The organism is Cedecea neteri (genome assembly GCF_000758305.1).
Classification (GTDB): Bacteria; Pseudomonadota; Gammaproteobacteria; order Enterobacterales; family Enterobacteriaceae; genus Cedecea; species Cedecea neteri_C.
In genome coordinates, this window is record NZ_CP009458.1 from 4,861,960 (window position 1) to 4,884,413 (window position 22,454).

Annotated in this window: 24 protein-coding genes; 13 read left to right on the forward strand and 11 right to left on the reverse strand. The window is 54.9% G+C overall.

Annotated elements, in window-relative coordinates; all coding sequences use genetic code 11:
* Positions 1-1,542: an exopolyphosphatase gene (ppx, locus tag LH23_RS22560; protein ID WP_039296050.1), complete on the forward strand. Its 1,542-nt coding sequence runs from the start codon at positions 1-3 to the stop codon at positions 1,540-1,542.
* Between the two features lies 1 nt (position 1,543).
* On the opposite strand, the gene LH23_RS22565 is transcribed toward ppx, so the two are convergent.
* A complete protein-coding gene (locus tag LH23_RS22565) occupies positions 1,544-3,805 on the reverse strand; it encodes an EAL domain-containing protein (protein WP_039296052.1) in 2,262 nt (753 codons plus the stop codon).
* A 356-nt stretch (positions 3,806-4,161) separates the two neighbouring features.
* Between LH23_RS22565 and LH23_RS23735 the strand changes: the two genes are divergently transcribed.
* From LH23_RS23735 to LH23_RS22585, 4 genes are all read left to right on the forward strand, one after another.
* Complete coding sequence (locus tag LH23_RS23735) at positions 4,162-4,335, forward strand: YfgG family protein (RefSeq protein ID WP_034809523.1); 174 nt, start codon at positions 4,162-4,164, stop codon at positions 4,333-4,335.
* A 146-nt stretch (positions 4,336-4,481) separates the two neighbouring features.
* Entirely contained in the window at positions 4,482-4,901 is a 420-nt protein-coding gene (locus LH23_RS22575; RefSeq protein WP_039296054.1) for a VOC family protein, read from the forward strand.
* A gap of 186 nt (positions 4,902-5,087) precedes the next feature.
* Positions 5,088-6,089, forward strand: coding sequence for a fatty acid desaturase (locus LH23_RS22580; protein WP_039296056.1), 1,002 nt, complete (start codon positions 5,088-5,090; stop codon positions 6,087-6,089).
* Positions 6,082-6,879 (forward strand): phosphate/phosphite/phosphonate ABC transporter substrate-binding protein, encoded by a 798-nt coding sequence (locus tag LH23_RS22585; protein ID WP_039296058.1) that lies wholly within the window; start codon positions 6,082-6,084, stop codon positions 6,877-6,879. The genes LH23_RS22580 and LH23_RS22585 overlap by 8 nt, the downstream gene beginning before the upstream one ends.
* A gap of 172 nt (positions 6,880-7,051) precedes the next feature.
* Here the strand turns inward: LH23_RS22585 and LH23_RS22590 are convergent, their stop codons facing one another.
* From LH23_RS22590 to LH23_RS22610, 5 genes are read right to left on the reverse strand one after another with little or no spacing between them, the layout of a single operon-like run.
* Positions 7,052-8,383, reverse strand: a complete 1,332-nt coding sequence (locus LH23_RS22590; protein ID WP_039296060.1) for an NtaA/DmoA family FMN-dependent monooxygenase — start codon at positions 8,381-8,383, stop codon at positions 7,052-7,054.
* Between the two features lie 45 nt (positions 8,384-8,428).
* Positions 8,429-9,328, reverse strand: coding sequence for an ABC transporter substrate-binding protein (locus LH23_RS22595; protein ID WP_039296063.1), 900 nt, complete (start codon positions 9,326-9,328; stop codon positions 8,429-8,431).
* 37 nt (positions 9,329-9,365) lie between these two features.
* Positions 9,366-10,034: an ABC transporter permease gene (locus tag LH23_RS22600; protein WP_039296065.1), complete on the reverse strand. Its 669-nt coding sequence runs from the start codon at positions 10,032-10,034 to the stop codon at positions 9,366-9,368.
* Positions 10,034-10,663: an ABC transporter permease gene (locus LH23_RS22605; protein ID WP_039296068.1), complete on the reverse strand. Its 630-nt coding sequence runs from the start codon at positions 10,661-10,663 to the stop codon at positions 10,034-10,036. The genes LH23_RS22600 and LH23_RS22605 overlap by 1 nt, the downstream gene beginning before the upstream one ends.
* A complete protein-coding gene (locus LH23_RS22610; RefSeq protein WP_039296071.1) occupies positions 10,656-11,732 on the reverse strand; it encodes an ABC transporter ATP-binding protein in 1,077 nt (358 codons plus the stop codon). The genes LH23_RS22605 and LH23_RS22610 overlap by 8 nt, the downstream gene beginning before the upstream one ends.
* Before the next feature lie 264 nt (positions 11,733-11,996).
* Here LH23_RS22610 and LH23_RS22615 point away from each other — a divergent pair, with 264 nt between their 5' ends.
* The 3 genes from LH23_RS22615 to LH23_RS22625 are packed head-to-tail and all read left to right on the forward strand — an operon-like array spanning position 11,997 to position 13,927.
* The gene (locus tag LH23_RS22615; RefSeq protein WP_231560162.1) at positions 11,997-12,506 is read left to right on the forward strand and encodes an AAA family ATPase; all 510 of its coding nucleotides are present in this window, start codon (positions 11,997-11,999) and stop codon (positions 12,504-12,506) included.
* A gap of 23 nt (positions 12,507-12,529) precedes the next feature.
* A complete protein-coding gene (locus tag LH23_RS22620; protein ID WP_039296076.1) occupies positions 12,530-13,537 on the forward strand; it encodes a S66 family peptidase in 1,008 nt (335 codons plus the stop codon).
* A gap of 15 nt (positions 13,538-13,552) precedes the next feature.
* A complete protein-coding gene (locus tag LH23_RS22625) occupies positions 13,553-13,927 on the forward strand; it encodes a DUF4180 domain-containing protein (protein WP_052050425.1) in 375 nt (124 codons plus the stop codon).
* Here LH23_RS22625 and LH23_RS22630 read toward each other — a convergent pair.
* Positions 13,921-14,841, reverse strand: a complete 921-nt coding sequence (locus LH23_RS22630; protein WP_008459387.1) for a LysR family transcriptional regulator — start codon at positions 14,839-14,841, stop codon at positions 13,921-13,923. The genes LH23_RS22625 and LH23_RS22630 overlap by 7 nt on opposite strands.
* A gap of 186 nt (positions 14,842-15,027) precedes the next feature.
* Between LH23_RS22630 and LH23_RS22635 the strand changes: the two genes are divergently transcribed.
* Positions 15,028-15,645, forward strand: a complete 618-nt coding sequence (locus tag LH23_RS22635) for a LysE family transporter (protein ID WP_039296079.1) — start codon at positions 15,028-15,030, stop codon at positions 15,643-15,645.
* A gap of 153 nt (positions 15,646-15,798) precedes the next feature.
* Positions 15,799-16,344 carry a hypothetical protein gene (locus tag LH23_RS22640; protein WP_039296083.1) on the forward strand — a complete coding sequence of 182 codons (546 nt, stop codon included), beginning with the start codon at positions 15,799-15,801 and terminating at the stop codon, positions 16,342-16,344.
* Between the two features lie 226 nt (positions 16,345-16,570).
* Here LH23_RS22640 and LH23_RS22645 read toward each other — a convergent pair whose 3' ends face one another.
* Positions 16,571-17,776 (reverse strand): M24 family metallopeptidase, encoded by a 1,206-nt coding sequence (locus LH23_RS22645; RefSeq protein ID WP_039296086.1) that lies wholly within the window; start codon positions 17,774-17,776, stop codon positions 16,571-16,573.
* A 95-nt stretch (positions 17,777-17,871) separates the two neighbouring features.
* Entirely contained in the window at positions 17,872-18,705 is an 834-nt protein-coding gene (locus tag LH23_RS22650; protein ID WP_039296090.1) for an enoyl-CoA hydratase/isomerase family protein, read from the reverse strand.
* A gap of 124 nt (positions 18,706-18,829) precedes the next feature.
* Between LH23_RS22650 and LH23_RS22655 the strand changes: the two genes are divergently transcribed.
* The 3 genes from LH23_RS22655 (at position 18,830) to LH23_RS22660 (ending at position 20,284) form a co-directional block, all read left to right on the forward strand.
* On the forward strand, positions 18,830-19,192 hold the full coding sequence (locus LH23_RS22655) for a winged helix-turn-helix transcriptional regulator (protein ID WP_039296093.1): 363 nt from the start codon (positions 18,830-18,832) through the stop codon (positions 19,190-19,192).
* A 75-nt stretch (positions 19,193-19,267) separates the two neighbouring features.
* Positions 19,268-19,606: a CPCC family cysteine-rich protein gene (locus LH23_RS23740; protein ID WP_071842761.1), complete on the forward strand. Its 339-nt coding sequence runs from the start codon at positions 19,268-19,270 to the stop codon at positions 19,604-19,606.
* A gap of 24 nt (positions 19,607-19,630) precedes the next feature.
* Positions 19,631-20,284, forward strand: coding sequence for a hypothetical protein (locus tag LH23_RS22660; RefSeq protein WP_039296095.1), 654 nt, complete (start codon positions 19,631-19,633; stop codon positions 20,282-20,284).
* A gap of 96 nt (positions 20,285-20,380) precedes the next feature.
* Here the strand turns inward: LH23_RS22660 and LH23_RS22665 are convergent, their stop codons facing one another.
* Positions 20,381-20,620, reverse strand: a complete 240-nt coding sequence (locus tag LH23_RS22665) for a helix-turn-helix domain-containing protein (RefSeq protein WP_039296098.1) — start codon at positions 20,618-20,620, stop codon at positions 20,381-20,383.
* 228 nt (positions 20,621-20,848) lie between these two features.
* Entirely contained in the window at positions 20,849-22,426 is a 1,578-nt protein-coding gene (gene guaA, locus LH23_RS22670; RefSeq protein ID WP_039296101.1) for a glutamine-hydrolyzing GMP synthase, read from the reverse strand.
* Positions 22,427-22,454: the final 28 nt, after the last annotated feature.

The window sequence follows — 22,454 nt, forward strand, 5'->3', positions numbered from 1 at the left end:
ATGCCGATATCAAACCATGCTCCACGGCCGCAGGAATTTGCTGCGGTCGACCTCGGCTCGAACAGCTTCCACATGGTCATTGCCCGTGTGGTGGATGGCGCCATGCAAATCATTGGCCGCCTGAAGCAGCGCGTGCACCTCGCGGATGGCCTCGGGCCCGATAACAAATTAAGCGAGGAGGCCATGGAGCGTGGGCTCTCCTGCCTGGCGCTGTTTGCCGAACGCCTGCAGGGATTTGCAGCAGACAACGTGTGCATTGTGGGCACCCACTCGCTTCGCGAGGCCACCAATGCCGCCGAGTTTCTGAAACGCGCTGAGAAAGTGATCCCCTACCCCATTGAAATCATTCCCGGGAACGAAGAAGCCCGTCTGATTTTTATGGGCGTGGAACACACTCAGCCGGAGAAAGGCCGCAAGCTGGTGATTGATATCGGCGGGGGCTCCACCGAACTGGTGATCGGCGAAGATTTTGAGCCGATGCTGGTGGAAAGCCGCCGTATGGGCTGCGTCAGCTTCGCGCAAAACTTCTTCCCCGGCGGCATCATCAGCCCGGAAAGCTTCAAGCGCGCCCGCATGGCGGCGATCCAAAAACTGGAAACCCTTGCCTGGCAATATCGCCTGCAGGGCTGGAAAGTCGCGATGGGCGCCTCTGGCTCCATCAAAGCGGCGCATGAAGTGCTGATTGAGATGGGCGAAAAAGACGGGATGATCACCCCGGAACGCCTGGAGATGCTGCAGCAGGAAGTGCTGAAGTTTAAAACCTTCGACGCCCTGAGCCTGCCGGGCCTGTCCGAAGAGCGTAAAGCGGTGTTTGTGCCTGGGCTGGCCATTCTCTGCGGTGTGTTTGATGCGCTCGCCATACGCGAGCTGCGTCTTTCTGACGGCGCGCTGCGCGAAGGCGTGCTGTACGAAATGGAAGGCCGCTTCCGCCATCAGGATATTCGTATTCGCACCGCGCAAAGCCTGGCGGAGCAGTACCACATCGACAGCGATCAGGCCCGCCGGGTACTGGAAACCGTTGAGCTGCTGTACCAGCAGTGGGAAACACAGAACCACAAGCTGGCAAACCCACAGATGGCCGCGCTGCTGAAATGGGCCGCGATGCTGCACGAAGTCGGGCTGAGCATCAACCACAGCGGGATGCACCGCCACTCGGCCTATATTCTGCAAAACAGCAACCTGCCGGGCTTCAACCAGGAACAGCAGGTGCTGATGGCCTCCCTGGTGCGCTACCATCGTAAGGCCATCAAGCTGGACGATCTGCCGCGCTTCACGCTGTTTAAAAAGAAACAGTTCCTGCCGCTGATTCAGCTGATTCGCCTGGCTACGCTGCTGAATAACCAGCGCCAGGCGACAACCACCCCGCCAACGCTGGTGCTGGAAACCGACGACAACCACTGGACGCTGCGCTTCCCGCACGACTGGTTCAGCCAGAACACGCTGGTACAGCTGGATTTGGAGCGCGAACAGCTCTATTGGGAAAGTATGACCGGGTGGAAGCTGATCATTGAGGAAGAGGCCGAAGAGGCGCTCTCCGCCTGATTCACTCCATCAGCCCCCTGGCGTCTTCCGGCGCAGGGGGGCTTTGTTCTTCTACAAGGCTCTCCAGCGGCTGAGGGCGACCAATCAAATACCCCTGAACATAATCCATGCCCATCGCCCGGACGGCATCTTTCAACGCCTGCGTTTCCACATATTCCGCCACGACCTGCATCTTCTTCATTCTTGCCAGCTGGCATATCGAACTCACCACCTGATAATCCAGGCTGCTGGTTAAAATATTGCGGATAAAACTGCCATCGATTTTAAGGATATCGGCGCTCAGCTCTTTGAGACGTGCATAGCTGGCATAGCCGGTGCCAAAGTCATCGATAGCCACCCGGCAACCCATGCGCTGCAGCATTTTCAACGTCACATTGGCCTGTTCAAGATTGGTTAAAGAGTGACTTTCTGTGACTTCGAAGACCAGTTGCCACGGCTCAATGCGGTACTTCGTCAGCAAATGCTGGACATCATCCGGAAGCTGGGCCTGGCACACTGAAGCGGGCGTCAGGTTAATGGCAAGTCGGCAGCCAGGCAAACTGTCGCGGTGCTTATCCATAAACTGCAGGGCGGCATTCAGCACCCACCGGTCAATGCGGGATGAAAGCCCAAACTCATGGGCGACGGGCAAAAAGAGATCCGGCGACAGCAACTCGCCTTTGTCGCCACGCATCCGCAGCAGCACCTCGTAGTAGGCGTCGCCCCGCAGCCCTTCAATGCGCTGCGCCATCAGCACAAACAGGTCCCGGTCGAGCGCGTCTTGCAGGCGGTTCATCATTTCAACTTTGCGTTTGACCGCATTCTGAATGTGATTGGAGCCTTTTTGCTGCAGGCTTTCGGGCTGCTGCGTGGAGAGCGACACGCCGGCCATGGTGCTTAACTCACCGAGCAACAAGTAGAGATGGGACACCGGATGACGCACAAAGCAGTAGCTAATGCCGATTTGCGGCTGTAGCGGCATCCCGTCCCACATAAAGCGGAATCTTCGGGCGTGGGCGTACAGGGACTCAATTTTAGCCTGATGGGATTCATAATTGAGGCGCAGGGCGAGGTCGTGCCCGGAAAGGTTGTACACCCTCTCGCCGGGCGACAGCTGGCCGCGCAAATACTCTGCCAGCTGCTGTTTGTATTGAATGCGTAGCAAAACGCCGTAGTTTCGCCCCAGCAGCTCCAGCTCGGGAATCGACACAAATCCTAGCGCTGACCAGGGCGTATTCCCCAGGTCGCGAGATAACGCGCGTAGATTCGGCATCTGCATCATCGGATCGATAAACGCCACGCGGCGGGCTTTATAGTGCAAGAAGCGCTGTCGGGTGGTGACCGACGCCATTAAATAGATGGTAATGGAGAACACTGCATAACAGGACGACGCAATGGCCAAATGCAGCTGAAAGCCCATATCCGGCGGCAAGTAATTGTGGAAACCACCGCAGAGAATAATCAGCACCACGCTCCAGGCGTTGGTAATAAACAGAAAGCCGAAACGCATCGCCCCCCATAGCATCACGGGCAGAATAAGCGTCAGCGTGTAATCGGTATTAAAAATCGTTTTGTTCTGGCTAATCGGGTACAACAGCAGCCAAATAAGCAAACCGACGAGAGCCGCCCACAGCAACATCTCACTTCGCGTCACGCCCTTCTGCCGCTGCCCCCGCATACGGGACCAGAAGCTTTTGATAAAGCGCGGATGCACTATCATTCGCAAAATAAAATAGAAGAACGGCAGCCCGGTTAATCCCCCCACCAGCACGGCCTGGAAATTAATTAATGTCCGGGCGCTCCACGGCGTGGCGGACAGAATAGAAAAGCTCCGATCGTACCAGCCTAAAAATAACGCCAGTTCATAGAACACCAGAAATAGCGCAGCGTTTACCAGCACCAGCCAAAACATACGCTGAGCGGTGAGCTGAATCATGCCAAAGGTCACCGCGTTGCGTCGCGGCACAAAATAGCGGTAACAGCTCCAACTGACCGTAATCGGCACGATAAAGTGTAAGACTGCCAGCAGCGCAACCCACCCGCCTTCCGAGGGCAGATAGCGAATCAGCAGCGCCAGAACAATGCCCGGAATAGCCGCGCGCCCAAACAGTACGATGCATGCAGTTAGCAGCGGGAGCGACATATAAAGCAGAAAAACTCTCCCGCCATCCAACACCGTTTGCGCGTTGAACGTTGCCACCAGCGGCAATAGAAGGCTGGGGAGAATCAGGGGCAGTGCCCACCATTTATTTTTTGATTTTTTATACCAGCTAACCAGTTGCATACTTCTTCGCCAAAACCCCTGTTCCTCTTCGGGTATCTCCCGGATATCCTTTCCGGTTAGTTACGGCCCATCTTCCGTTTGTACGGGGGGCAAATTTTAGTTCGCTAACATTAAGAATAATTGATGCATATCAGTATCAATTCAATGAATCACTGCTGAGGTAAAATTCAGACTGAATATGATTCATATTAGTTCACAACAAATTCACCTCATGAATGAAATGCCCATGAATCATTCATTCAGGCCGTTTTTACATGATGAATAATTGACCTGAGTGGTTCAGTGTGACTAAATAGCCCCGTCGCCCGCACTGCCGGGCCAACTTCAAGGACCCCTGCGTGACACAGGTTACGACTATGCAAAGACGAAACCGTTTCAATAATCGCATGACCCGCATTATTCTGCTCATCAGTTTCCTGTTCTTTTTTGGTCGCTTTATTTATTCCTCTATCGGGGCCTGGTACCACCATCAGGATAAAAAAGCAGAAACCCAACAAAGCAGCCAGCAGGTGGACAGCGCTAACCGCTAGTCCGTCGGTTCCCCCGCGCGCTCTTTCCGTTTCCTATCACTTGTTCAAAAATGCTCAAGCGACCCGTTTGCTGGCCCCTCGCCTTGACCTAAAGTTAACTTGAGGTTGTAAAGTCACGCCATCAAAAACAGCTGAATAGGCACAGTATGGAACAGATTGATGTCGGCTTTACCCACGTCGCCTTTATGGTGAAGGATCTGGATAAAAGCGTCGATTTTTACCTCCGCTATACCGCTATGCAGGTGATTCACCAGCGTGAACCCAACCTGCCGGACGCGCGCAAGGTTGCCTGGCTAAGCGATCGCACCCGGCCTTTTGCGCTGGTGCTGGTACAGGCGGACAACAACACCGACACGCCGCTGGGGAATTTTGGTCACCTGGGCGTGGCCTGCGCAACCAAAGAAGAGATTGATCACAAGACGGAAATGGCGAGAGCTGAAGGCGTGCTGCGCAGAGAACCAGAGCAGCTCGGCGATCCGGTGGGTTACTTCGTGTTCTTTGCCGACCCGGACGGCAATACACTTGAACTCTCCTATGGTCAGCGGGTTGGCATTGAATCAATGTAATGCCCCTGGGCGGCCAAAAGCCGCCTTTTTATTCCTTTATGCCGCTTCGTCTTTCGCCCTTTATCTCCTCTTCTTGTTTAAGCATTTTATGTTCTAAGCATAGCTATTTATATTCCTATGGGCTTTAGCGGCGACGATTTACTCTCTGCTCAAATCAACGATTAATTGCGGGCAGCGATAAGTTAAATGAGTGGCAGAGCATCGGTCTATTTACATGAAGAACAGCGAGAATTTGTCAGTAAACTGCGGCGTTCGTGGCTGTGGCGCACGGAGCTGCCCACCTGGCTGCTGATTATCACGATTTATGGCGGCTGGTTTGCCACCGTGGCGTGGTGGAAAACTATTGGCCTCTTCCCGGCAACGCTTCTGCTCATCTGGTTAGCCACCTGGTATATGTCGCTGCAGCACGAACTTCTGCACGGCCATCCAACCCGCTTCCCGCGCCTGAACCAGCTGTTCGGGTTAATGCCCTTTTCTATCTGGTATCCGTACGGCACTTATCGCGACCTGCATCTTAAACATCACCAGGATGAAGATTTAACCGTGCCGGAGACTGACCCGGAAAGTTACTACTTTACCCGCCGCCGCTGGCAGCATTTTAGCGGCGTTCAACGCCTGCTGGTGCGCCTGCGTAACACCTTCCCCGGCAGGCTGCTGCTGACGCCGGTGCTGACCATGCGCTGGACGGTGGTCAATATCTGGGAAACGTTCCGCAGCGGCAATCGCCCGGCAATGGCGATGTGGACGGTACATATTCTTCTGCTAATCCCGGTGCTCGGCTGGCTGGTGAAGCATGATTTCTCGGTGGTTTACTACCTGCTGGTCGTCACCTGGCCGATGCTGGCGATGACCAAAGTCCGCTCTTTCTTCGAACATCGCGCCGCGGAAGATCCTGAGGCCCGGACGGTAATTAACGAAGCGGGCATGTTCTGGCGCCTGCTGTTCTTAAACCTGAACTATCACTCCGTGCACCACGATCTCCCAGGGATTCCGTGGTACGGGCTGCCAACCGTTTACCGTGCCTATAAAGAGGAATACCTGAAACGGAACCAGGGCTTCTTTGTGAACGGCTACGGCGAGTTGATGCGCGAGCACCTGATTAAACCGATCCAGGTGGAAATTAACCCGTTCTTCCCGGACGGCCGCCTGGCGCAGGATGCGGTGCCGCAGGAGAAAGCCCATGAGTAAGCTTATCTCGCTGCCAATGTACGACGTGCATCACCCGGATACCGAAGCGCTGTTAGCTGCTTTACGCCAACTGCTGAGCGAAGAAGGGCTGGACGGCGATAGCCTGATTTATAGCGAACCCGAAGACCGCCTGAACCACTGGCAAGACTCGCGGCTGCTGCTCAGCCAGACCTGCGGTTATCCCCTCCGCGCCCTGCTGCCGAACGTGCAGGTCGTCGGTACGTTTCATTATCAGACGGCAGGCTGCGAAGGATTTCACTACAGCAGCCTGCTGATTGTTCGTGAAGCCGACGCAGGAAAAACGCTGGCAGATTTTCGGGGCAAACGCGTCGTCTGTAACAGTGACGATTCGCAGTCCGGCTATCACGGCCTGCGTAGCCTGGTCGCCCCGCTGCAAAAAGACGGGAAGTTCTTCTCAGACATCACCTTTAGCGGCAGCCACCGCCAGTCGCTGGCGGAGGTACAGGCCGGCACAAGTGATATTGCCGCCATTGATGCCGTTACCTTCGCTTTGGTGGCTCACCACGAACCGGAACGCGTTGCAGGTCTGGTTTCTATTGGCACAACGGCGCTGGCGCCAGGTTTGCCGATGATCACTTCGGCACAAACTTCGGCGGCGGAACTGGCGCAGCTGCGTCGCGCGTTGAAACGGCTGGTGAGCGAGCCTGAGTGGCGAGCCGTGAGGGATGCGTTGCTAATAAAGGATTTTACCGCGACCGACCGGGATGATTATCAGACGATTAGCGATGCGGCGCAGAAAGCTGCGACTAGTGGTTTGGTGACGCTTTAGGTTACTGCTTTTTTTACCCTCACCCCGGCCCTCTCCCAGGGGGAGAGGGAGTATTCATTATTCCTTTCGTTTTTAGTCCCCTCTGCCTCAGGGAGAGGGAGTATTCGTTATTCCTTTCGTTTTTAGTCCCCTCTCCCCCGTGGGGAGGGGGTTAGGGTGAGGGGCGAACCTGTCACCCCCGCTTAAACTGGTTCCCCACCGGCGGCAACCCCAACTTCTCGCGCAGCGTACCAGGCCGATAAGCCTGCTGCATCACCCCGCTTTCTTTCAAAATCGGCGCCACCTGGTCGACAAAATTATCGAAATCCACCGGCAAGAACGGGAACATCAGGTTGTAGCCGTCCACAGCCCCGGCATGAAACGCCTCACTTAGCGTGTCGGCAACTTCCTGCGCGGTACCGATAACCAGCCAGCTGTCGGAGCTTTGAAGCAATAATCTGCCCAATTCCAGCACCGTCAGTGCAGGATCGTAACCCTTAATGATCTGCAGCGCGGTTCTCAGCCCGTCAAAGCCCTGTTCATCCGGTAAAGGCGGCAGAGGCGCATGGCGATCGTATTCCCCCATATCCATCCGCAGGTAGGTGCTGAGGAGATCCAGTGCCATCTGGTCGTTCATCAGAGTCTGAATCAGCGCCCGACGTTGCTCCTTTTCTTCCGGCGTATTCACCACCACCGGCAGCACGCCGCCTAGGATCTTAAAGTGTTCCGGCTCGCGCCCATTCTCACGCAGGCGTTTATTCATATCCTCGCGATAGGCCAGCCCTTTCTCGATATTGCTCATAAACACAAAGTGAATATCGGCCTGGGCCGCCGCCAGCGCTTTACCGGATTCGGAGGAGCCAGCCTGCACCACAATCGGGTGCCCCTGCGGCGGGCGCGGCACGTTCAGCGGGCCGCGCACCTTAAAGAACTCGCCTGCGTGGTTGAGCGGATGTACACGCTCAGGATCGGCAAAATAGCCGCTTTGCTTATCGATCAGCACGGCTTCCTCTTCCCAGGAATCCCAAAGTTTTCTTACCACTGCGATAAACTCGGCGGCGCGCTCGTAGCGCCTGCCGTGCTCCGGCAAGGTGTTCAGTCCATAGTTGGCCGCCTCTTCCGGTAACCAGGACGTGACGACGTTCCAGCTCGCCCTCCCCCCACTCAAATGGTCAAGCGAGGCAAAGTAGCGCGCCAGGTTATAAGGCTCGGTGTAGGACGTCGAAGCCGTCGCCATCAGGCCGATGTTTTCGGTCACCGCCGACAGCGCAGCCAGCAGGGTGATTGGCTCAAGCCGCGGGTTCGCGTAATGCGGCACGCCGCTCGGCACCGTGTCCCAGATGGCGACATGGTCGGCGATAAAAATGTTATCCAGCGCGGCGGCTTCGGCTCTGCGCGCCAGGTCGGCGTAATACTTCAGGGTGAAAATCTCTTTGCCCGGCGCGTTCGGGTGGCGCCAGGAAAAGCGATAATCGCCCTGCGGATTGAAGAAGAACAGATTAAAAATGGCGGTAGCTTGCGGCATGGCGGGATACTCGTTGTGAAATGGCCCTCCCTGGCCGGGGACTCATTATTTAGCGGCCAGTTTTTCTTTTACCCACTGGTCGGCAACTTTAGCCGGATCTTTATGATCGACGTCCACCAGCTTGTTCAGCTGGATCAAATCTTTGGTGGTCAATTTGGCGGAGATATCGTTGAGCACTTCCTCTACTTTTGGCGAAACGGCGCCTTTATGCACCAGCGGGACCAGGTTCTGAGCCGGCTGCTCGTGTTTGTCATCCTCCAGCACCACCCACTTCTCTTTCAGCAGATCGCCCTGAGTCGACACCAGCGTTGCCACGTCGATTTTGCCGGAATTCAGCGCCAGGCGGCTCAGCGGGCCACCGATATCCAGCGACTTAAAGGATTTGAATTTGATGCCGTACACGCGCTCCAGCCCCGGCAGGCCAAGGGCGCGGGTCGCCACTTCCGGCGGGCCACCGACCACAAGCTCAGGGGCAACCTTCGCCAGGTCGGACAGGGTTTTCAGGTTATATTTTTTGGCCGTCTCTTCGCGCACGCCCCATGCAGTAATGGAGGCCGCCGAGGACGGTTTTAGCAGCGCCAGATCGGCCGGTAGTGCCTGCTGCAGTTCGGCAGAGACTTCTTGTTCGGTCGTCGCTTTACTGCCGCCGTGGTAATAGTTCAGCAGCGCACCGAGATACTCCGGCACCACGTCCAGCTCGCCAGATTTCAGCGCCGGAATGATAATTTCGCGGTTACCGAGGTTGAGGCGCGTTTTCACCTCGATGCCCTGCTGCTTTAATGCGCTGGCGTAGATGTTGGCCAGGATCGTTTGTTCTGAGTAGTTCGCGCCGCCAATCGTGACGGTTTCCGCATGCGCCGCAAACCCTACGCTTGCCAGCCCTGCCGCCAGTAAAGTCAGTTGGAATCTTTTGCTCGCCGTAGTCAGCCAGTTTTTCATCATCATCACCTTTCTCTGTTTTATGTTGTGTTGTGCGCAGGCGTTAACCTGCGGTTGGTATTGCAAACTTGAGCCAGCGTTTAGCCACCTGCGACATCAGCAGCTCGCAGCCAACGGCCAGCAGGGAAATCACCACCGAACCGGCGATCACCTGCGGGTAGTCGCGCTGCCCCAGGCCGTCGATCAGGAAGCGCCCGAGGCCATCCAGCCCGGCGTAGGCCGCAACCACCGCCGTCGCAATTAGCTGCAGCAGCGAGGTACGGATCCCGGCAAAAATCAGCGGCATCGCCAGCGGAATACGCACTTTGATCAGGCTTTGCAGCGGCGTCATGCCCATCGCTTTGGCCGCATCGCACAGCGTTTGATCGGCATGGCTGATGCCGACGTAGGTATTGGTCAGCATCGGCGGAATCGCCAGCGCGACAAGGGCGATAAACACCGGTACATCGTTAAAACCCAGCAGCATGATGCACAGCAAGATGATCCCCAGCGAAGGGAACGCCTGGCCGATGTTGAACAGGTTGATGGCGAAAAACGCCCCGCGCCGCCAGTAGCCGAGCAGAATGCCGAGCGGCTGGGCAATTAGCGCCCCTAGCAGCAGGCTTATCAGTACGTAATAAAGATGCTCGCCAAAGCGGTGCCAGATGCCGAGATCGCCGCCCCAGTGGTCGGCCTGCAAAAACCAAAGCCAGGTTTGCTGTACGATCTCCATCAGCGCGTCCACCCCGTCAGGCTGTATCCGAGACGCGCGATCAGCAGGTCAAGCACCAGCGACAGCACCAGGCTCAGCACCAGGCTGACCAGAATCGGCGTTAAAAAGTTTTGGTTGAACCCCAGGATCATGAGCTGCCCCAGCCCGCCCTGGCCTATCAGCGCGGTGACGATCACTAAGCCCACCAAAGTCACGGAAGCGATGCGTAGCCCGGCAAACAGCGCGGGCAGAATCAGAAACAGCTCCACATCGATAAAGCGGCCAAAGCGCGTGTAGCCCAGCGCCCGGCCCGATTCCAGCACGTCGGCGGGCAGTTTTTGCATGCCCGCCAGCACGTTACGCAGCAGGATCAGCAGCGAATAAAGCGTCAGGCCAATCACCGCCGTGGTCACTGACAGCCCGGTCCACGGCAGCAGCAGAATAAACAGCGCCAGCGACGGGATGGTGAAAAGCACCCCGCTCAGGGAAATCAGCGGGCCGGACAGCGCCGGCCAGACGATGGACAGTAAAAGCATCCCGGCGGTCAGCAGCGTCCCCATCGCCAGAGACAGCAGCACCATCTGCAAATGCTGCAGCATCAGCTCGCCTATCATGTCGAGATTGTCGGTCACCCATTGCCAGTCAATCATTGCGGTGCAGCTCCTGGTGCCGGTTAAGCGCATCGCTCAACAGAGCGCTGTCCACGGCACCTGCGTAGTGCCCTTCAGCGGTGACGCGCACCAGCACGCCCTGCGGGACATCCAGCAAGGCGCTGTAAACGTGGCGCAGCGACTCACTTTCTTTGGCGATACGAACCGGCAACTGCTGCCCGTTTTCCTGCCAGTGCTGAGGCCGCCCTTCGGCGTCCAGGATCAGCGCTCGCTGCCCGTGAAGCAAGGCAGGGTCGGCGAATGCAGGCGCATCGTGCGTGAAGACCGGCACATCCCGGCGCGGCAGATCGCCCACGCGCATCATGCCCAGCCGCTTGAGATTGGGCTCGGGGCCAATAAAGTCGCGCACAAAGTCGCTGGCAGGCCAGGAGAGAATGTTGTCCGGGGTGTCGAACTGCTCGAGGTGTCCGCCTTCACGGAAAATGGCAATGCGGTCGCCAAGGCGAATTGCCTCGTTGATGTCGTGTGTCACCAGAATAATGGTTTTATGCAGCCGGGCCTGTAGTGCCAGAAGCTCGCCCTGAAGCCTGTCACGCACGACGGGGTCGATGGCGGCAAAAGGCTCATCCATCAGCAAAATCGGCGGATCGGCCGCAAGGGCGCGGGCGATAGACACCCGGCTTTGCTGCCCGCCAGAAAGCTGATGGGGATAGCGCTTCAACACCAGCGGGTTGAGGGACATCAGCGCCACCAGCTCGTCAATGCGGCGTGAAATGGCTCGCTTGTCCCAGCCTAAAAGACGCGGCACGGTAGCAATATTTTCTGCGACTGTACGATGAGGAAACAGCGCCGGGCTTTGCATCACAAAGCCAATTTTACGGCGAATCTGAATGATATCGGCACGGGAAAGCGGTTCCCCCTGAATATAGACCTCACCGCTGTCCGGGATATCCAGGCGGTTTATCATTCGCAGCGTGGTGGTTTTCCCGCAGCCGCTGGGGCCAACAAAGGTACAAAACTCCCCTTCGTTGATGGTCATATTCAGCGAGTTAATCGCGTGCTGCACATTGCCCGGATAGGTTTTATTGATGTTTTCTAGTTGAATCATGATGCTTCTGCACTTCCTCATACCGCGCAATTTTGCCCTTCGGGCTTATACGTTTCAGCACACGCCAGGGCAGTATTGCAGAGGAAAAAGCGTTCACAAATTCAACATGATGCTAAGAATTGCCGGAAAATAACTATCAATAATCATCGGGTTATTTCTTATAAAAACAACAAATAAGGTAGCTATTTAAAAGCCATTTCTCCCGCTACTATCAGGCTGGATGCGCCAAAACGCGCCTGATAATTCCTCCGACAAAAAGCTTACATGATGAACCAAATACACTTTATTGAAGGCCCGGTTGGCGCGGGTAAATCAACCTACGCTAAAGCCCTGGCCAAAACCGACGGCTTTACCCATATCGCGCTGGACGAGTGGTTCGTGCGGCTTTACAGCCCAGACCGCCCGACCGGGAATTTTGTGCCCTGGTATGTGGAGCGCAAAGATAGGCTTATTGAGCTGATCCTGAGCTATGCCCGCACCGTGCTGGCCACCAACAGCATTGCGCTGGAACTGGGGCTAATTCAGCAAGGCCCAAGGTTAGCCTTGCTCCGCCAGTTGCAGGAGGAAGGTATTCCGTTTTGCGTACACGTACTCGATGCGCCCAAAAGCGTTCGCCGTGAGCGCGTGCAGCGTCGCAATACCGAGCAAGGCGAAACCTTCTCGATGGTGGTGCCGGACGAGATATTTGAAGTCGCCAGCAGCCTGTGGGAAGCGCCCGATGAGTTTGAACAGGAAGAGTTTGCGTTTGTTTTCCCGGCTACCGCCAGCCGCTAACTGACCCACGGGGAGAAGCCGCCATGCCGCAAATTTATGCTCGCCCATTAACCGCGGGAGACACCATCGCCGTGTTTTCCCCTTCATCGGCGGCCACCGCGTTTGCCCCACATCGCTACCAAAGGGCAAAAGCGTTTATTGAGTCACAGGGATTTTACCTGCAGGAAGGCAGCCTGACGGGCAAAAAAGATTTCTGGCGTTCTGGCTCCATTCGCGAGCGGGCAGATGAGTTTAATGCCCTTTTGCATGACCCGAACGTGCGCTGCATTATCTCGGCCATCGGCGGCTTAAACAGCAACTCGCTGCTGCCTTATATCGACTACGCGCAACTGATGAAAGATCCCAAAATCATCATCGGCTATTCGGACGTGACCGCGCTGCTGGCGGGTATCTATCAGAGGATTGGGCTGATTACCTTTTATGGCCCGGCGGTGGTGGCTTCTTTGGGGGAATTCCCTCCGCTGGTCGACAGCACGTTTGACTATTTCCTCAATATTCTCAGCCGGCCTCAGGAACTGCCGTACACGCTGAGCCAGCCGGCAGCGTGGACCGAGGAAATGCTCGACTGGGAAACACAATCCCGGGCGAAAACTCTGCGTCCGGGCAGCTGGTGCTTCGAGGGCACAGGCAAGGTAGAAGGCCGCGTCATTGGCGGCAACCTGAATACGCTTTACGGCATCTGGGGCAGCGAATACATGCCCGATATCAACCGGGGCGATATTTTGTTTATTGAAGACAGCCTGCACAGCGCGGCGGAGCTGGAGCGAGAGTTTTCCCATCTTTTACTGTGCGGCGTGTTCGACCGCATCGCCGCCATTGTGCTCGGCAGGCACGAACTGTTTGACGATCAGGGCAGCGGAAAAACGCCGTTGCACATCCTGAGGGAAGTACTGAATGGCCGCGAGATCCCCATCGTCTCTGATTTTGACTGCTGCCACACGCACCCGATGCTGACGCTCCCGCTCGGCGTGCGGATGCGTATCGACTTTGACACCCAGACCATGTCACTGACCAGCCAGTGGCTGGCATAAAACGAAGGAGTCGCAATGATGACGGAAGAACTCATCCAGACAGGGGAAATCAAAGTGCTCTGTTTTGCTGAGCAAGGCTCCACATTTGATGACGAAGCGGTACGGGAAGGCATCGGCCAGGCCATTGAGCTGCAGGCGGAGTGGATCGCTCTTCCCATCAAGCGGCTACCCGACAGCTTTTTCGATTTGCGTACCGGCGTGGCGGGACTTTGGCTACAAAAGCTGGTGAATTACCGGCTTGGGCTGGCGATCCTCGGGGACGTTGAACCCTGGCAAAGGAAGAGCAAGGCGCTCGAAGCGCTGATCGTGGAATGCAATCGGGGCAAAAGCTGCTGGTTTTTACCGGATCTTGCGAGCCTGCAAGAGCGCCTGGCAAAAACCAGTCAGTAATCGAAAGCCAGCATGCCCGAGCGCCAGACGCTGGTCGTGCGGATCAGCGCCTTATCGCGCAGGAAGTTAATCAACGTGGCGATCACTTTGTCATGGCGCAGCTCGGGACGAGTGACGATGAACAAATGGCGGCGCAGCGGCTGGGGCAAATCAAGAATACGCATGTTTTCCGGCACCGGCAGCACCGACAGCCACGGCATAATGGAAAACCCCAGGCCCTGATTCACCAGCCCGACAATCCCGCTGTCGCTGGCCAGTTTATGTACCACCTCATTACGCAGCCCCATCTCACGGCAGCGCTCCACGGCGGGGCTTAACGTGTTGGCGTTCGGCTGGATAAACGGCAGATTTTCCAGCTGCTGCCAGCTAAAAGGCTGCCGCAGGCGGAAGCTGCGGGGCAGCATCAGCACGTAAGGATCGCTGATGTACGGCACGCCGTGCAGCGAATCCGGGTAGCCCTGAATGGTAATGCCGATATCCGCCCGCCCGGACACCACCGCGTCGTTGAGGTGATGGTATTCCGTCGCGCTGTCATCAATATCCAGATGAATATCGGGCAGAGCCGTGGCCAGCGCCTCAAAGTAAGGCGGCAACAGGTTCGCCGTCGCGCTGCGGAAGCAGGCCACTCGCACACGCCCGGCAAGCTGCGGCGCTTCGGCCGCCGTCTGCTCAATGCCGTCCAGAAGCTGCATGATTTTTTTCGCATCTTTTAGGATCTGCGTGCAGGCGGCTGTCGGCACACAGCCGCTGCGCGAGCGGTGTAACAGGCGCACATTCAGATGCTGCTCCAGTTCGGCAATCGCATGGCTGATGCGCGACTGCGTACAGCCCAATGCTGCGGCTGCGGCGCTGAAACCATTGTTTTCCACTACGGCTATCAGCATTTCCAGCTGATTTAGCTTTATTCCGGCCATATTTTCAGTCAGTTATTGGAAAGGGCAGCTTTCGACAAATCGAAATTCTTCATAGATAAGGAAAACATATCACGCTTTTCGGTTGCCGCCTACCGGCCTTCCTTCCCATCATAAAGCCAGCCAGTACGGCGAATAAAAAGCAAGAACGCATCACCTGAACTAAGTACTTTTAAGGAAAACCTGAGCATGCCCGGCATCATTCATTACGGCACCTTTGTTGTCTCTTTCATCCTGCTGTTAATCATTCCCGGCCCCGGGAATCTGATCCTGATCACCAGCGCCAGCAAAGGCGGCGCGCGCAGCGGCTATCTCTGCCTGATGGGGATTATTCTGGGTGACCAGGTGCTGCTGTGGTTGGCTATCGCGGGTGTGGCGGCGCTGCTCGAATCCTCGCCGCATGTTTTCCAGATAATTAAGTGGCTGGGCGCAGCTTACCTGCTGTGGATGGGTGCACAGCTGCTGATGAAGGCCAAAACCAGCGCCCCGCCGCCGCCAGTGACCGGCAAAAGAACGCCGTTTTTGCAGGGCATGGTCATCACCCTGATGAACCCCAAACCCATTCTGTTTTACGTGATGTTCCTGCCGCTGTTTATCGACCCGGCTCGCAGTCTGGGGATCCCGACGTTCGCTATTCTGGCCGGTACTGCCGCCGCGCTCACCTTTATCTACTGTTCGATAATGATCTTCCTGACCACTTCGCTTGCCGAGAAAGTGCGTTCGCGGCCAGGCATGGTTTATCTGCTGGGGAAAGCTACCGGCCTATTTCTGGCGATATTTGCGGTGAAGCTGGCATTTTTTAGCTGAGGCCGGACAAGTATTTACGCCCGATTGCACTGCAATTATTCTGATTCGGCATCTGGCGTTTTACAGAAATATCTCACTAATGGTTACGTGTCATTCTTTTTAGATTGCTATATTCTTTGCGCGGGTATTCCATCTAATAAGGAAATTAATTATATGAGAGTCGTCGTATTTCAGGGCCAATATGGTCTGTTCAAAAAAGAAGGGCTTGATCTTTCCATGCCGGCAATACAAACCTGCCTGGGGCTTTATGCTGTATCAGAGCAACATGATTATCTTCTCTGCGCGCATTTTGATTCAGATATCGGGTTGCAGCAAAACTTAAGAGAAATTAAGAATACTTTAGAAGCTAAAAACATTAATATGAGCAGCCTTAAAGCAACGGTCTTTGGCGGTGACGGTAAGCAAAGCTACGTGCGGTGTTCCCCTCCCAGCAGCCATATAGGGAATGACATTGTCAGCTTTATCAAAGCGCAGGGTGGCAGCGCCGAGTATTCCAATGAATATTACTCTGGCGTTATTCCCAAAACATTCAACTTTCACTATCAAAAAGGGTGCGGCATCTCTGAGGGGCAAAACCCGAAGGATTTTTCTGGCGCCAGCCAGCAGGCGATGAATTTAGCTAAACAAAGAATGAGACTGAGGCCTGCTGAATATACTCTCGCCCATGCAAAAATGGTAGATGTAAGCCGTTTATACTAAAATCCGTTAGTTTTTCGCTAAAGGAACCCGCCTGCTATAACCCACCATTATTTATAACAATTTAATACACAAATTAAACTCGCCGGTTCCTTTATTTTTAATAATGCAATGTACTATCCAACCACGCCAAAATTAAGATATTCAATTTAGCAAAGCTGGCAACACGCATTCGCAATAATACCTTAATTAAGAGATTAACGGGGCAACTCATTGCCCCGAATTAAGCTTACTCAAAACGCTGTAGCGTCCTCGGTAACTGGCTAAACAATTCATAGCCGTCGTCGGTGATGAGCAACATATCTTCCAGCATGATAGCCCCGACGCCGATACCGTAGTAAGGCGTTTCCACGCTAAAGACCATACCCGGTTCAAAGGTTTCGGTTGCCGCAGCACTCACGAACGGCGCCTCCTCCAGGCCTAAGAACAGCCCATCGCCATGCCCTAAATGGCCGCGATTATAGTGCGGCAAGCCATTGGCCTTGATTTTACTCATCGTGTCGTTAAACACGTGGCTAAGTTTCACGCCCGGGCCAATCAGGCTGAGCATATGCTCGTGGCCCAGCAGAATGGTTTGGTAGATTCGCTCTGCCATGGCCGTTGGCTGCCCGAACACCACGGTTCGCGCCAAATCCGCCCCGTAACCGGCGACATCCACGCCGCAGTCAAATTTGATTAAATCCCCCGGTTTAACGGGTTCACGGCTCGGGAGTAATTTAGGGGCAAAGTCATCGCCGACCGAGATCAAATGGAAGCGCGAAAGGTTGGTCTCCGGGTGTTGCATCACGGCTGCTTTATAGGCAGCAGTGAGATCCCAGGCCGAGCAGCCCGCGCCAATCGCCTTAAAGGCTTCACTGATGCCATACTCGGTTATCTGCGCGCTTTTACGCAGGAAAGCTATCTCCCACGGGCTTTTGACCATCCGTAGCTCATTAAAAATTGCCGTGGAGTCCACCAGCCGTAGATTCGGGATCACCTTATCCAGCGTCTGCTTGCCGCCGTTGCTCATCGCATTCAGCTCGATAGCGATGTTTTTATCCAGCACGCCCGCGTCCGCCAATGTGGACTTGAGCAGCGTGAAAACCGCCTCCACCGGCGGGCCAATCGGCCGCTCTTTCACCACTCGCTGTGGGTTAAAAGGCTCATCGACATCCACCCAAACCGGGAAGGTCTTCAGCTCATAATTCGCCAGATCAAACTGCAGACCAGCCGCCTCAAACTCATTCATCACGATCAACGAAGGCAGCTTCTCATCCCGGAAAATAACCGCCAGCGCCGCGCCGGTGTGGCGGAAGGTGTACATAAAGAAACTGGCAAACCCGGTGACATGGCAAAAGTTGTCCGGGGTGGTCACTACCAGAGCCTCAATATTGTTCCGGGCCATGATCGCCCGGGCTTTGGCCGTGACCGCCTGGAGATGATCTGCTTTATTCATGGTGTTCGTTACCTCAGTCTTGTTTAACTTTTGCCGTAGTCAGGCCGCCAGATGTTTTAGCAGATCAATCGGGATTTATATAGCGGGCTTTTGAGTCAGATACTGAGGTCGCGCAGCAGGCTTTCAAGCCTTGTTTCTCCCTCTACGGTTTGCGCCCCGGCCTTCAGTCCGCCACGGATCAACCTCTCTGCCGCAGGCCGGGCAAAGAGTCCAGCCCAGGCCTCGTGTTCGCGGTGGAACCCTTCCCTAAGATCCGAAGCCGGAATGGCTTTTTTCGCCGCCTCAATCACGCCGTCAGGCAGGCTGGCAATGTTGTACGCCTGTCTCTCGACAAAAGAGTCCAGTTCGTCATCAGGTAATGCTCGGTTGATCCAGCCATATCGCTCCGCCAGTTTGGCATCTATCAGCTCCGAACCCAGCACCACTTCAAGCGCCCTGCCTCGCGTCATTCTGTCGGGCAGATATTGTGTCGCCCCTCCGCCGGGAACAATACCCATTAATGCTTCACACTGCGCCAGACCTGCCCGTTTTTCTGCAGCAAACACCATGTCTGCGGCGGCAACAAACTCCGCGCCTCCGCCGCGCGCGAGGCCAGCCAGTTTCACGAGGGTAACCTGCGGCTGACTGCGTAAGAGTTCGCCAAAAGACTGGAAAGGATTTAGCCCATCAGGAGCCGCCTTCGCTAATTCGTCGAAGGCGTGAGGCTCATCAATCAGCGTCATATCCACGTGCGCAATAAAGAATTCAGGGATTGCACTGTCGAAAACTAAAACCTTAATAGCGGGATCGCTACGCACTGCAAGCAGAACCTGGGTGAGTTCGGACATAAGCGCCACATCAAGTACATTCACCGGGGGGTTATTGATCGTTACCGTCATAACGCCATCGCGCTGAGTAAGCAGGATCTTGCTGTAATTTGTATTTCTCATCGGGGCTTCCTTTATCATTTGGAAAATAGTCTGCCGGTATTTTCGCCAGCCCCTGGATAGTATATTTTGGATACCTGGCGTCAATTACGCACCTTAACCATCCCAGGGATGCTGGAGGATATCTATGAGCAAGAGTGACATTGTTTACCGGGCAGACTGCCCAAGCCGTATCGTACTGGATCAAATAGCCGATAAGTGGTCGATGATGGTGTTGGAAGTCCTTCGCGAGCCGCAGCGTTTTAACGCCATTAAGCGAAGACTGGAGGGCGTGACGCAGCGAGTCCTGACGCAGACGCTGCGCAAGCTGGAGCGCAACGGCATGGTCAAACGCAAAGTCCTGGATGGCCGGGTACTCGGCGTGGAATATTCACTGACCCCGCTCGGGCAATCGTTGCAGGAGACTTTCTCGATTCTGTTTAACTGGACGCTGGAAAATATAGACACCATTCAGCGCAGCCAGAAGCGTTACGATGAAGAAAGTGAGTAAGCTAAAAGATCTGTACAACACAAGCACAAAGAAGCTCTATATTTGAAGCCGATTAATATTACGTAGATAAATTTCATGATTGATATCCCCTGTCCCTGCTGCGGCTTTTTAACATTTGAAGAGTATTATGGCTCATTCAATATTTGCTGTGTCTGTGGCTGGGAAGATGATGGCGTACAGCTCGCAAACCCGACCTCTGCAGGCGGGGCAAATAAAATTTCGCTTGCCGATGCTCAAATCAATGCACTAAAAAAATACCCTCTTACTCTAAATTCAGCTTCGGGTTATTGCCGTGCTTCTGACTGGCGGCCATTAAATGCCAATGATACGCAGACAGCAGATATACTTCGCGCTGCAAATCACTGGCACACTCAGGCCGTAGTGAGCGAATCAGAGGCTTACTGGCGGCAATAGATTAATAAGGACAAAGCAGTACATATGAGCTACATCGATTTAATCAAACATGAGCTTGTTGGTTTCTTTAATGGGCTTCCTGTTTATCATCCTCTTGAAACCGTGGAAGAGGGATCTTGGGAAAGTTATGATTTTTCCTGTTCTCCGGCCAATCTTATCATTGGGGGTGGAGCAGGTGAACATCCCGCGCTTGTCCTTCATAACCTTGAATCACTCGTTGCAGCCTATCTTCTCCATGCTATAGCGCAGAACGAAGTTCATTTTGCTGAACGGTATTCTTCTCCCCCAGACCACACACAGGAAAAATTATTCGACATTTTTCTTGGCGAAAAACCGACACTTGAGTTCTGCGACTGGTCGATGAAACAGATACATGACTTCGTTGAATTAGCGAAATCCCCTCTACATGCCACGCCGTTAAAAGCCGATCAATCACCTGAGGAATGGATAAAGATATCGATTGGCGAGTTTATTTATTTCTCTCTAAGCGAACTCAATCCCCTGGCAAAGGAAATGGCCACTTTAGAAGGCATTGAAGAGCCGGGATATTGGTTATGCAACGTCACCTGCCCGCCGCCAAACTATGTTAAGTCGAAGAAAAAATCTCTCGCAGATGATGACTCTTTCAAGTTATGTGGATTTTTCCGTTGGGATTATGTTTATCCGCCAGAAGAATAAAGCCTGTACATAAAGGGAATCCTTCCGCCCTTTATGTATTTTGAGTGCCAGATACATCATACCCGAACAGGATTCAGCCATCGTAAGAAGAGTATTTTATCCGTCCGCCGCCTCCACTTCCGCATTCGAGGTTTCATAGCGAGAAGGCCAAATCTCTTCCGGCTGCTTGCCCAACGCTTCGGCGATAAGCCGCTCGCCCTTCGGCCAGCGCCGGGTTAAGGCATTCGCCAGCGTCGATGACGCCAGCCCGGAGTCCCTGGATAACGCCGCCAGCGACGTGCCTTTCTTCCTGATGCCAGCGATGATATCCGCCGGATGCCAGTCCTGTGCTTTCATACTTTCGCTCCCGTGTTTGATGTTTCAACACGGATAAGCATCGCCTTTGTTCACTGCATACTCCACGGACTATGAGTCACATGCGTTAATTTTTTAAGATACTGGGGATGTTAAGAGGAAGGGATTACGTGGAGGTGTTTGAATATGAGGGATAAAAAAAATCGCCAGAAATTCCTTTGATTTTGCTGGCGATTTTGAAGCTAACGGTTTGTAGTCGAAACTAAAAACTTATTCCCACTCAATCGTAGCAGGTGGCTTGCCGGAGATATCGTAAACCACGCGGGAGATGCCGTTCACTTCGTTGATGATGCGGTTGGACACGCGGCCGAGGAAGTCGTACGGCAGGTGCGCCCAGTGCGCGGTCATGAAGTCGATGGTTTCTACCGCACGCAGGGAAACAACCCAGTCGTACTTGCGGCCATCGCCCATCACGCCCACGGAACGGACCGGCAGGAACACGGTGAACGCCTGGCTCACTTTGTTGTACAGGTCGGCTTTGTGCAGCTCTTCGATGAAGATAGCGTCGGCACGGCGTAGCAGGTCGCAGTACTCTTTCTTCACTTCGCCCAGCACGCGAACGCCGAGGCCTGGGCCCGGGAACGGGTGGCGGTAAAGCATGTCGTACGGCAGGCCCAGCTCGAGGCCAATTTTACGCACTTCGTCTTTGAACAGCTCGCGAAGCGGCTCAACCAGGCCCATCTTCATCTCTTTCGGCAGGCCGCCCACGTTGTGGTGAGATTTGATGACGTGTGCTTTCCCGGTCGCGGAGGCCGCAGACTCGATAACGTCAGGGTAGATGGTGCCCTGCGCCAGCCATTTAACGTCTTCCAGCTTCAGCGCTTCTTCGTCGAACACTTCCACGAACACGCGGCCGATGATCTTACGCTTGGCTTCCGGGTCGTTCTCGCCCGCCAGCGCGGTCAGGAAGCGGTTTTCGCCTTCAACGTGAACGATGTTCAGGCCGAAGTGGTCGCCGAACATGTCCATTACCTGCTGAGCTTCGTTCAGGCGCAGCAGGCCGTTGTCCACGAACACGCAGGTCAGGTTTTTGCCGATGGCGCGGTGCAGCAGCATCGCGGTCACGGAAGAGTCAACGCCGCCGGACAGGCCAAGGATAACTTTGTCGTCACCCACCTGCTCGCGGATGCGAACGATAGCATCTTCAATGATTTTTGCCGGGGTCCACAGCGCTTCGCAGCCGCAGATTTCCAGCACAAAACGCTCCAGCAGACGCTGACCCTGACGGGTGTGGGTCACTTCCGGGTGGAACTGCACGCCGTAGAAGCGTTTTTCTTCGTTGGCCATAATGGCAAACGGACAGGTTTCGGTGCTGGCAACGGTCACGAAGTCAGATGGGATAGCGGTGACTTTGTCACCGTGGCTCATCCAGACGTCCAGCAGCGGTTGACCGGCTGCGCTCAGGGAGTCTTCGATGCCGCGAACCAGCGCGCTGTCGGTTTTCACTTCAACCTGCGCGTAGCCGAATTCACGCTCGTTGGAGCTTTCAACGTGGCCTCCCAGCTGCATAGCCATGGTCTGCATGCCGTAGCAAACGCCGAACACCGGCACACCGGCTTCGAACACGTACTCAGGCGCACGCGGGCTGTTTGCTTCGGTGGTGCTTTCCGGGCCGCCGGAAAGGATGATGCCGCTTGGGTTGAACTCACGAATTTGAGCTTCGGTAACATCCCAGGCCCACAGTTCGCAGTAAACGCCCAGCTCACGGACGCGGCGCGCCACCAGCTGAGTGTACTGAGAGCCGAAGTCGAGGATCAGAATGCGATGTTTATGAATGTTTTCCGTCATTGACGTTAATTCCGAGGCAAGTGATACA

Excerpts from the sequence above, each read along its gene's own strand:
- LH23_RS22595 (WP_039296063.1), bottom strand. The coding sequence starts at position 9,328 with ATGATGATGAAAAACTGGCTGACTACGGCGAGCAAAAGATTCCAACTG.
- LH23_RS22630 (WP_008459387.1), bottom strand. The coding sequence starts at position 14,841 with ATGGCCGGAATAAAGCTAAATCAGCTGGAAATGCTGATAGCCGTAGTG.
- LH23_RS22575 (WP_039296054.1), top strand. The coding sequence starts at position 4,482 with ATGGAACAGATTGATGTCGGCTTTACCCACGTCGCCTTTATGGTGAAG.
- LH23_RS22585 (WP_039296058.1), top strand. The coding sequence starts at position 6,082 with ATGAGTAAGCTTATCTCGCTGCCAATGTACGACGTGCATCACCCGGAT.
- LH23_RS23735 (WP_034809523.1), top strand. The coding sequence starts at position 4,162 with ATGCAAAGACGAAACCGTTTCAATAATCGCATGACCCGCATTATTCTG.
- ppx (WP_039296050.1), top strand. The coding sequence starts at position 1 with ATGCCGATATCAAACCATGCTCCACGGCCGCAGGAATTTGCTGCGGTC.
- LH23_RS22645 (WP_039296086.1), bottom strand. The coding sequence starts at position 17,776 with ATGAATAAAGCAGATCATCTCCAGGCGGTCACGGCCAAAGCCCGGGCG.
- LH23_RS22580 (WP_039296056.1), top strand. The coding sequence starts at position 5,088 with ATGAGTGGCAGAGCATCGGTCTATTTACATGAAGAACAGCGAGAATTT.
- LH23_RS23740 (WP_071842761.1), top strand. The coding sequence starts at position 19,268 with ATGATTGATATCCCCTGTCCCTGCTGCGGCTTTTTAACATTTGAAGAG.
- LH23_RS22660 (WP_039296095.1), top strand. The coding sequence starts at position 19,631 with ATGAGCTACATCGATTTAATCAAACATGAGCTTGTTGGTTTCTTTAAT.
- LH23_RS22665 (WP_039296098.1), bottom strand. The coding sequence starts at position 20,620 with ATGAAAGCACAGGACTGGCATCCGGCGGATATCATCGCTGGCATCAGG.
- LH23_RS22620 (WP_039296076.1), top strand. The coding sequence starts at position 12,530 with ATGCCGCAAATTTATGCTCGCCCATTAACCGCGGGAGACACCATCGCC.
- LH23_RS22635 (WP_039296079.1), top strand. The coding sequence starts at position 15,028 with ATGCCCGGCATCATTCATTACGGCACCTTTGTTGTCTCTTTCATCCTG.
- LH23_RS22625 (WP_052050425.1), top strand. The coding sequence starts at position 13,553 with ATGATGACGGAAGAACTCATCCAGACAGGGGAAATCAAAGTGCTCTGT.
- LH23_RS22655 (WP_039296093.1), top strand. The coding sequence starts at position 18,830 with ATGAGCAAGAGTGACATTGTTTACCGGGCAGACTGCCCAAGCCGTATC.
- LH23_RS22590 (WP_039296060.1), bottom strand. The coding sequence starts at position 8,383 with ATGCCGCAAGCTACCGCCATTTTTAATCTGTTCTTCTTCAATCCGCAG.
- LH23_RS22610 (WP_039296071.1), bottom strand. The coding sequence starts at position 11,732 with ATGATTCAACTAGAAAACATCAATAAAACCTATCCGGGCAATGTGCAG.
- LH23_RS22565 (WP_039296052.1), bottom strand. The coding sequence starts at position 3,805 with ATGCAACTGGTTAGCTGGTATAAAAAATCAAAAAATAAATGGTGGGCA.
- LH23_RS22605 (WP_039296068.1), bottom strand. The coding sequence starts at position 10,663 with ATGATTGACTGGCAATGGGTGACCGACAATCTCGACATGATAGGCGAG.
- LH23_RS22615 (WP_231560162.1), top strand. The coding sequence starts at position 11,997 with ATGATGAACCAAATACACTTTATTGAAGGCCCGGTTGGCGCGGGTAAA.
- LH23_RS22650 (WP_039296090.1), bottom strand. The coding sequence starts at position 18,705 with ATGAGAAATACAAATTACAGCAAGATCCTGCTTACTCAGCGCGATGGC.
- LH23_RS22600 (WP_039296065.1), bottom strand. The coding sequence starts at position 10,034 with ATGGAGATCGTACAGCAAACCTGGCTTTGGTTTTTGCAGGCCGACCAC.
- LH23_RS22640 (WP_039296083.1), top strand. The coding sequence starts at position 15,799 with ATGAGAGTCGTCGTATTTCAGGGCCAATATGGTCTGTTCAAAAAAGAA.
- guaA (WP_039296101.1), bottom strand. The coding sequence starts at position 22,426 with ATGACGGAAAACATTCATAAACATCGCATTCTGATCCTCGACTTCGGC.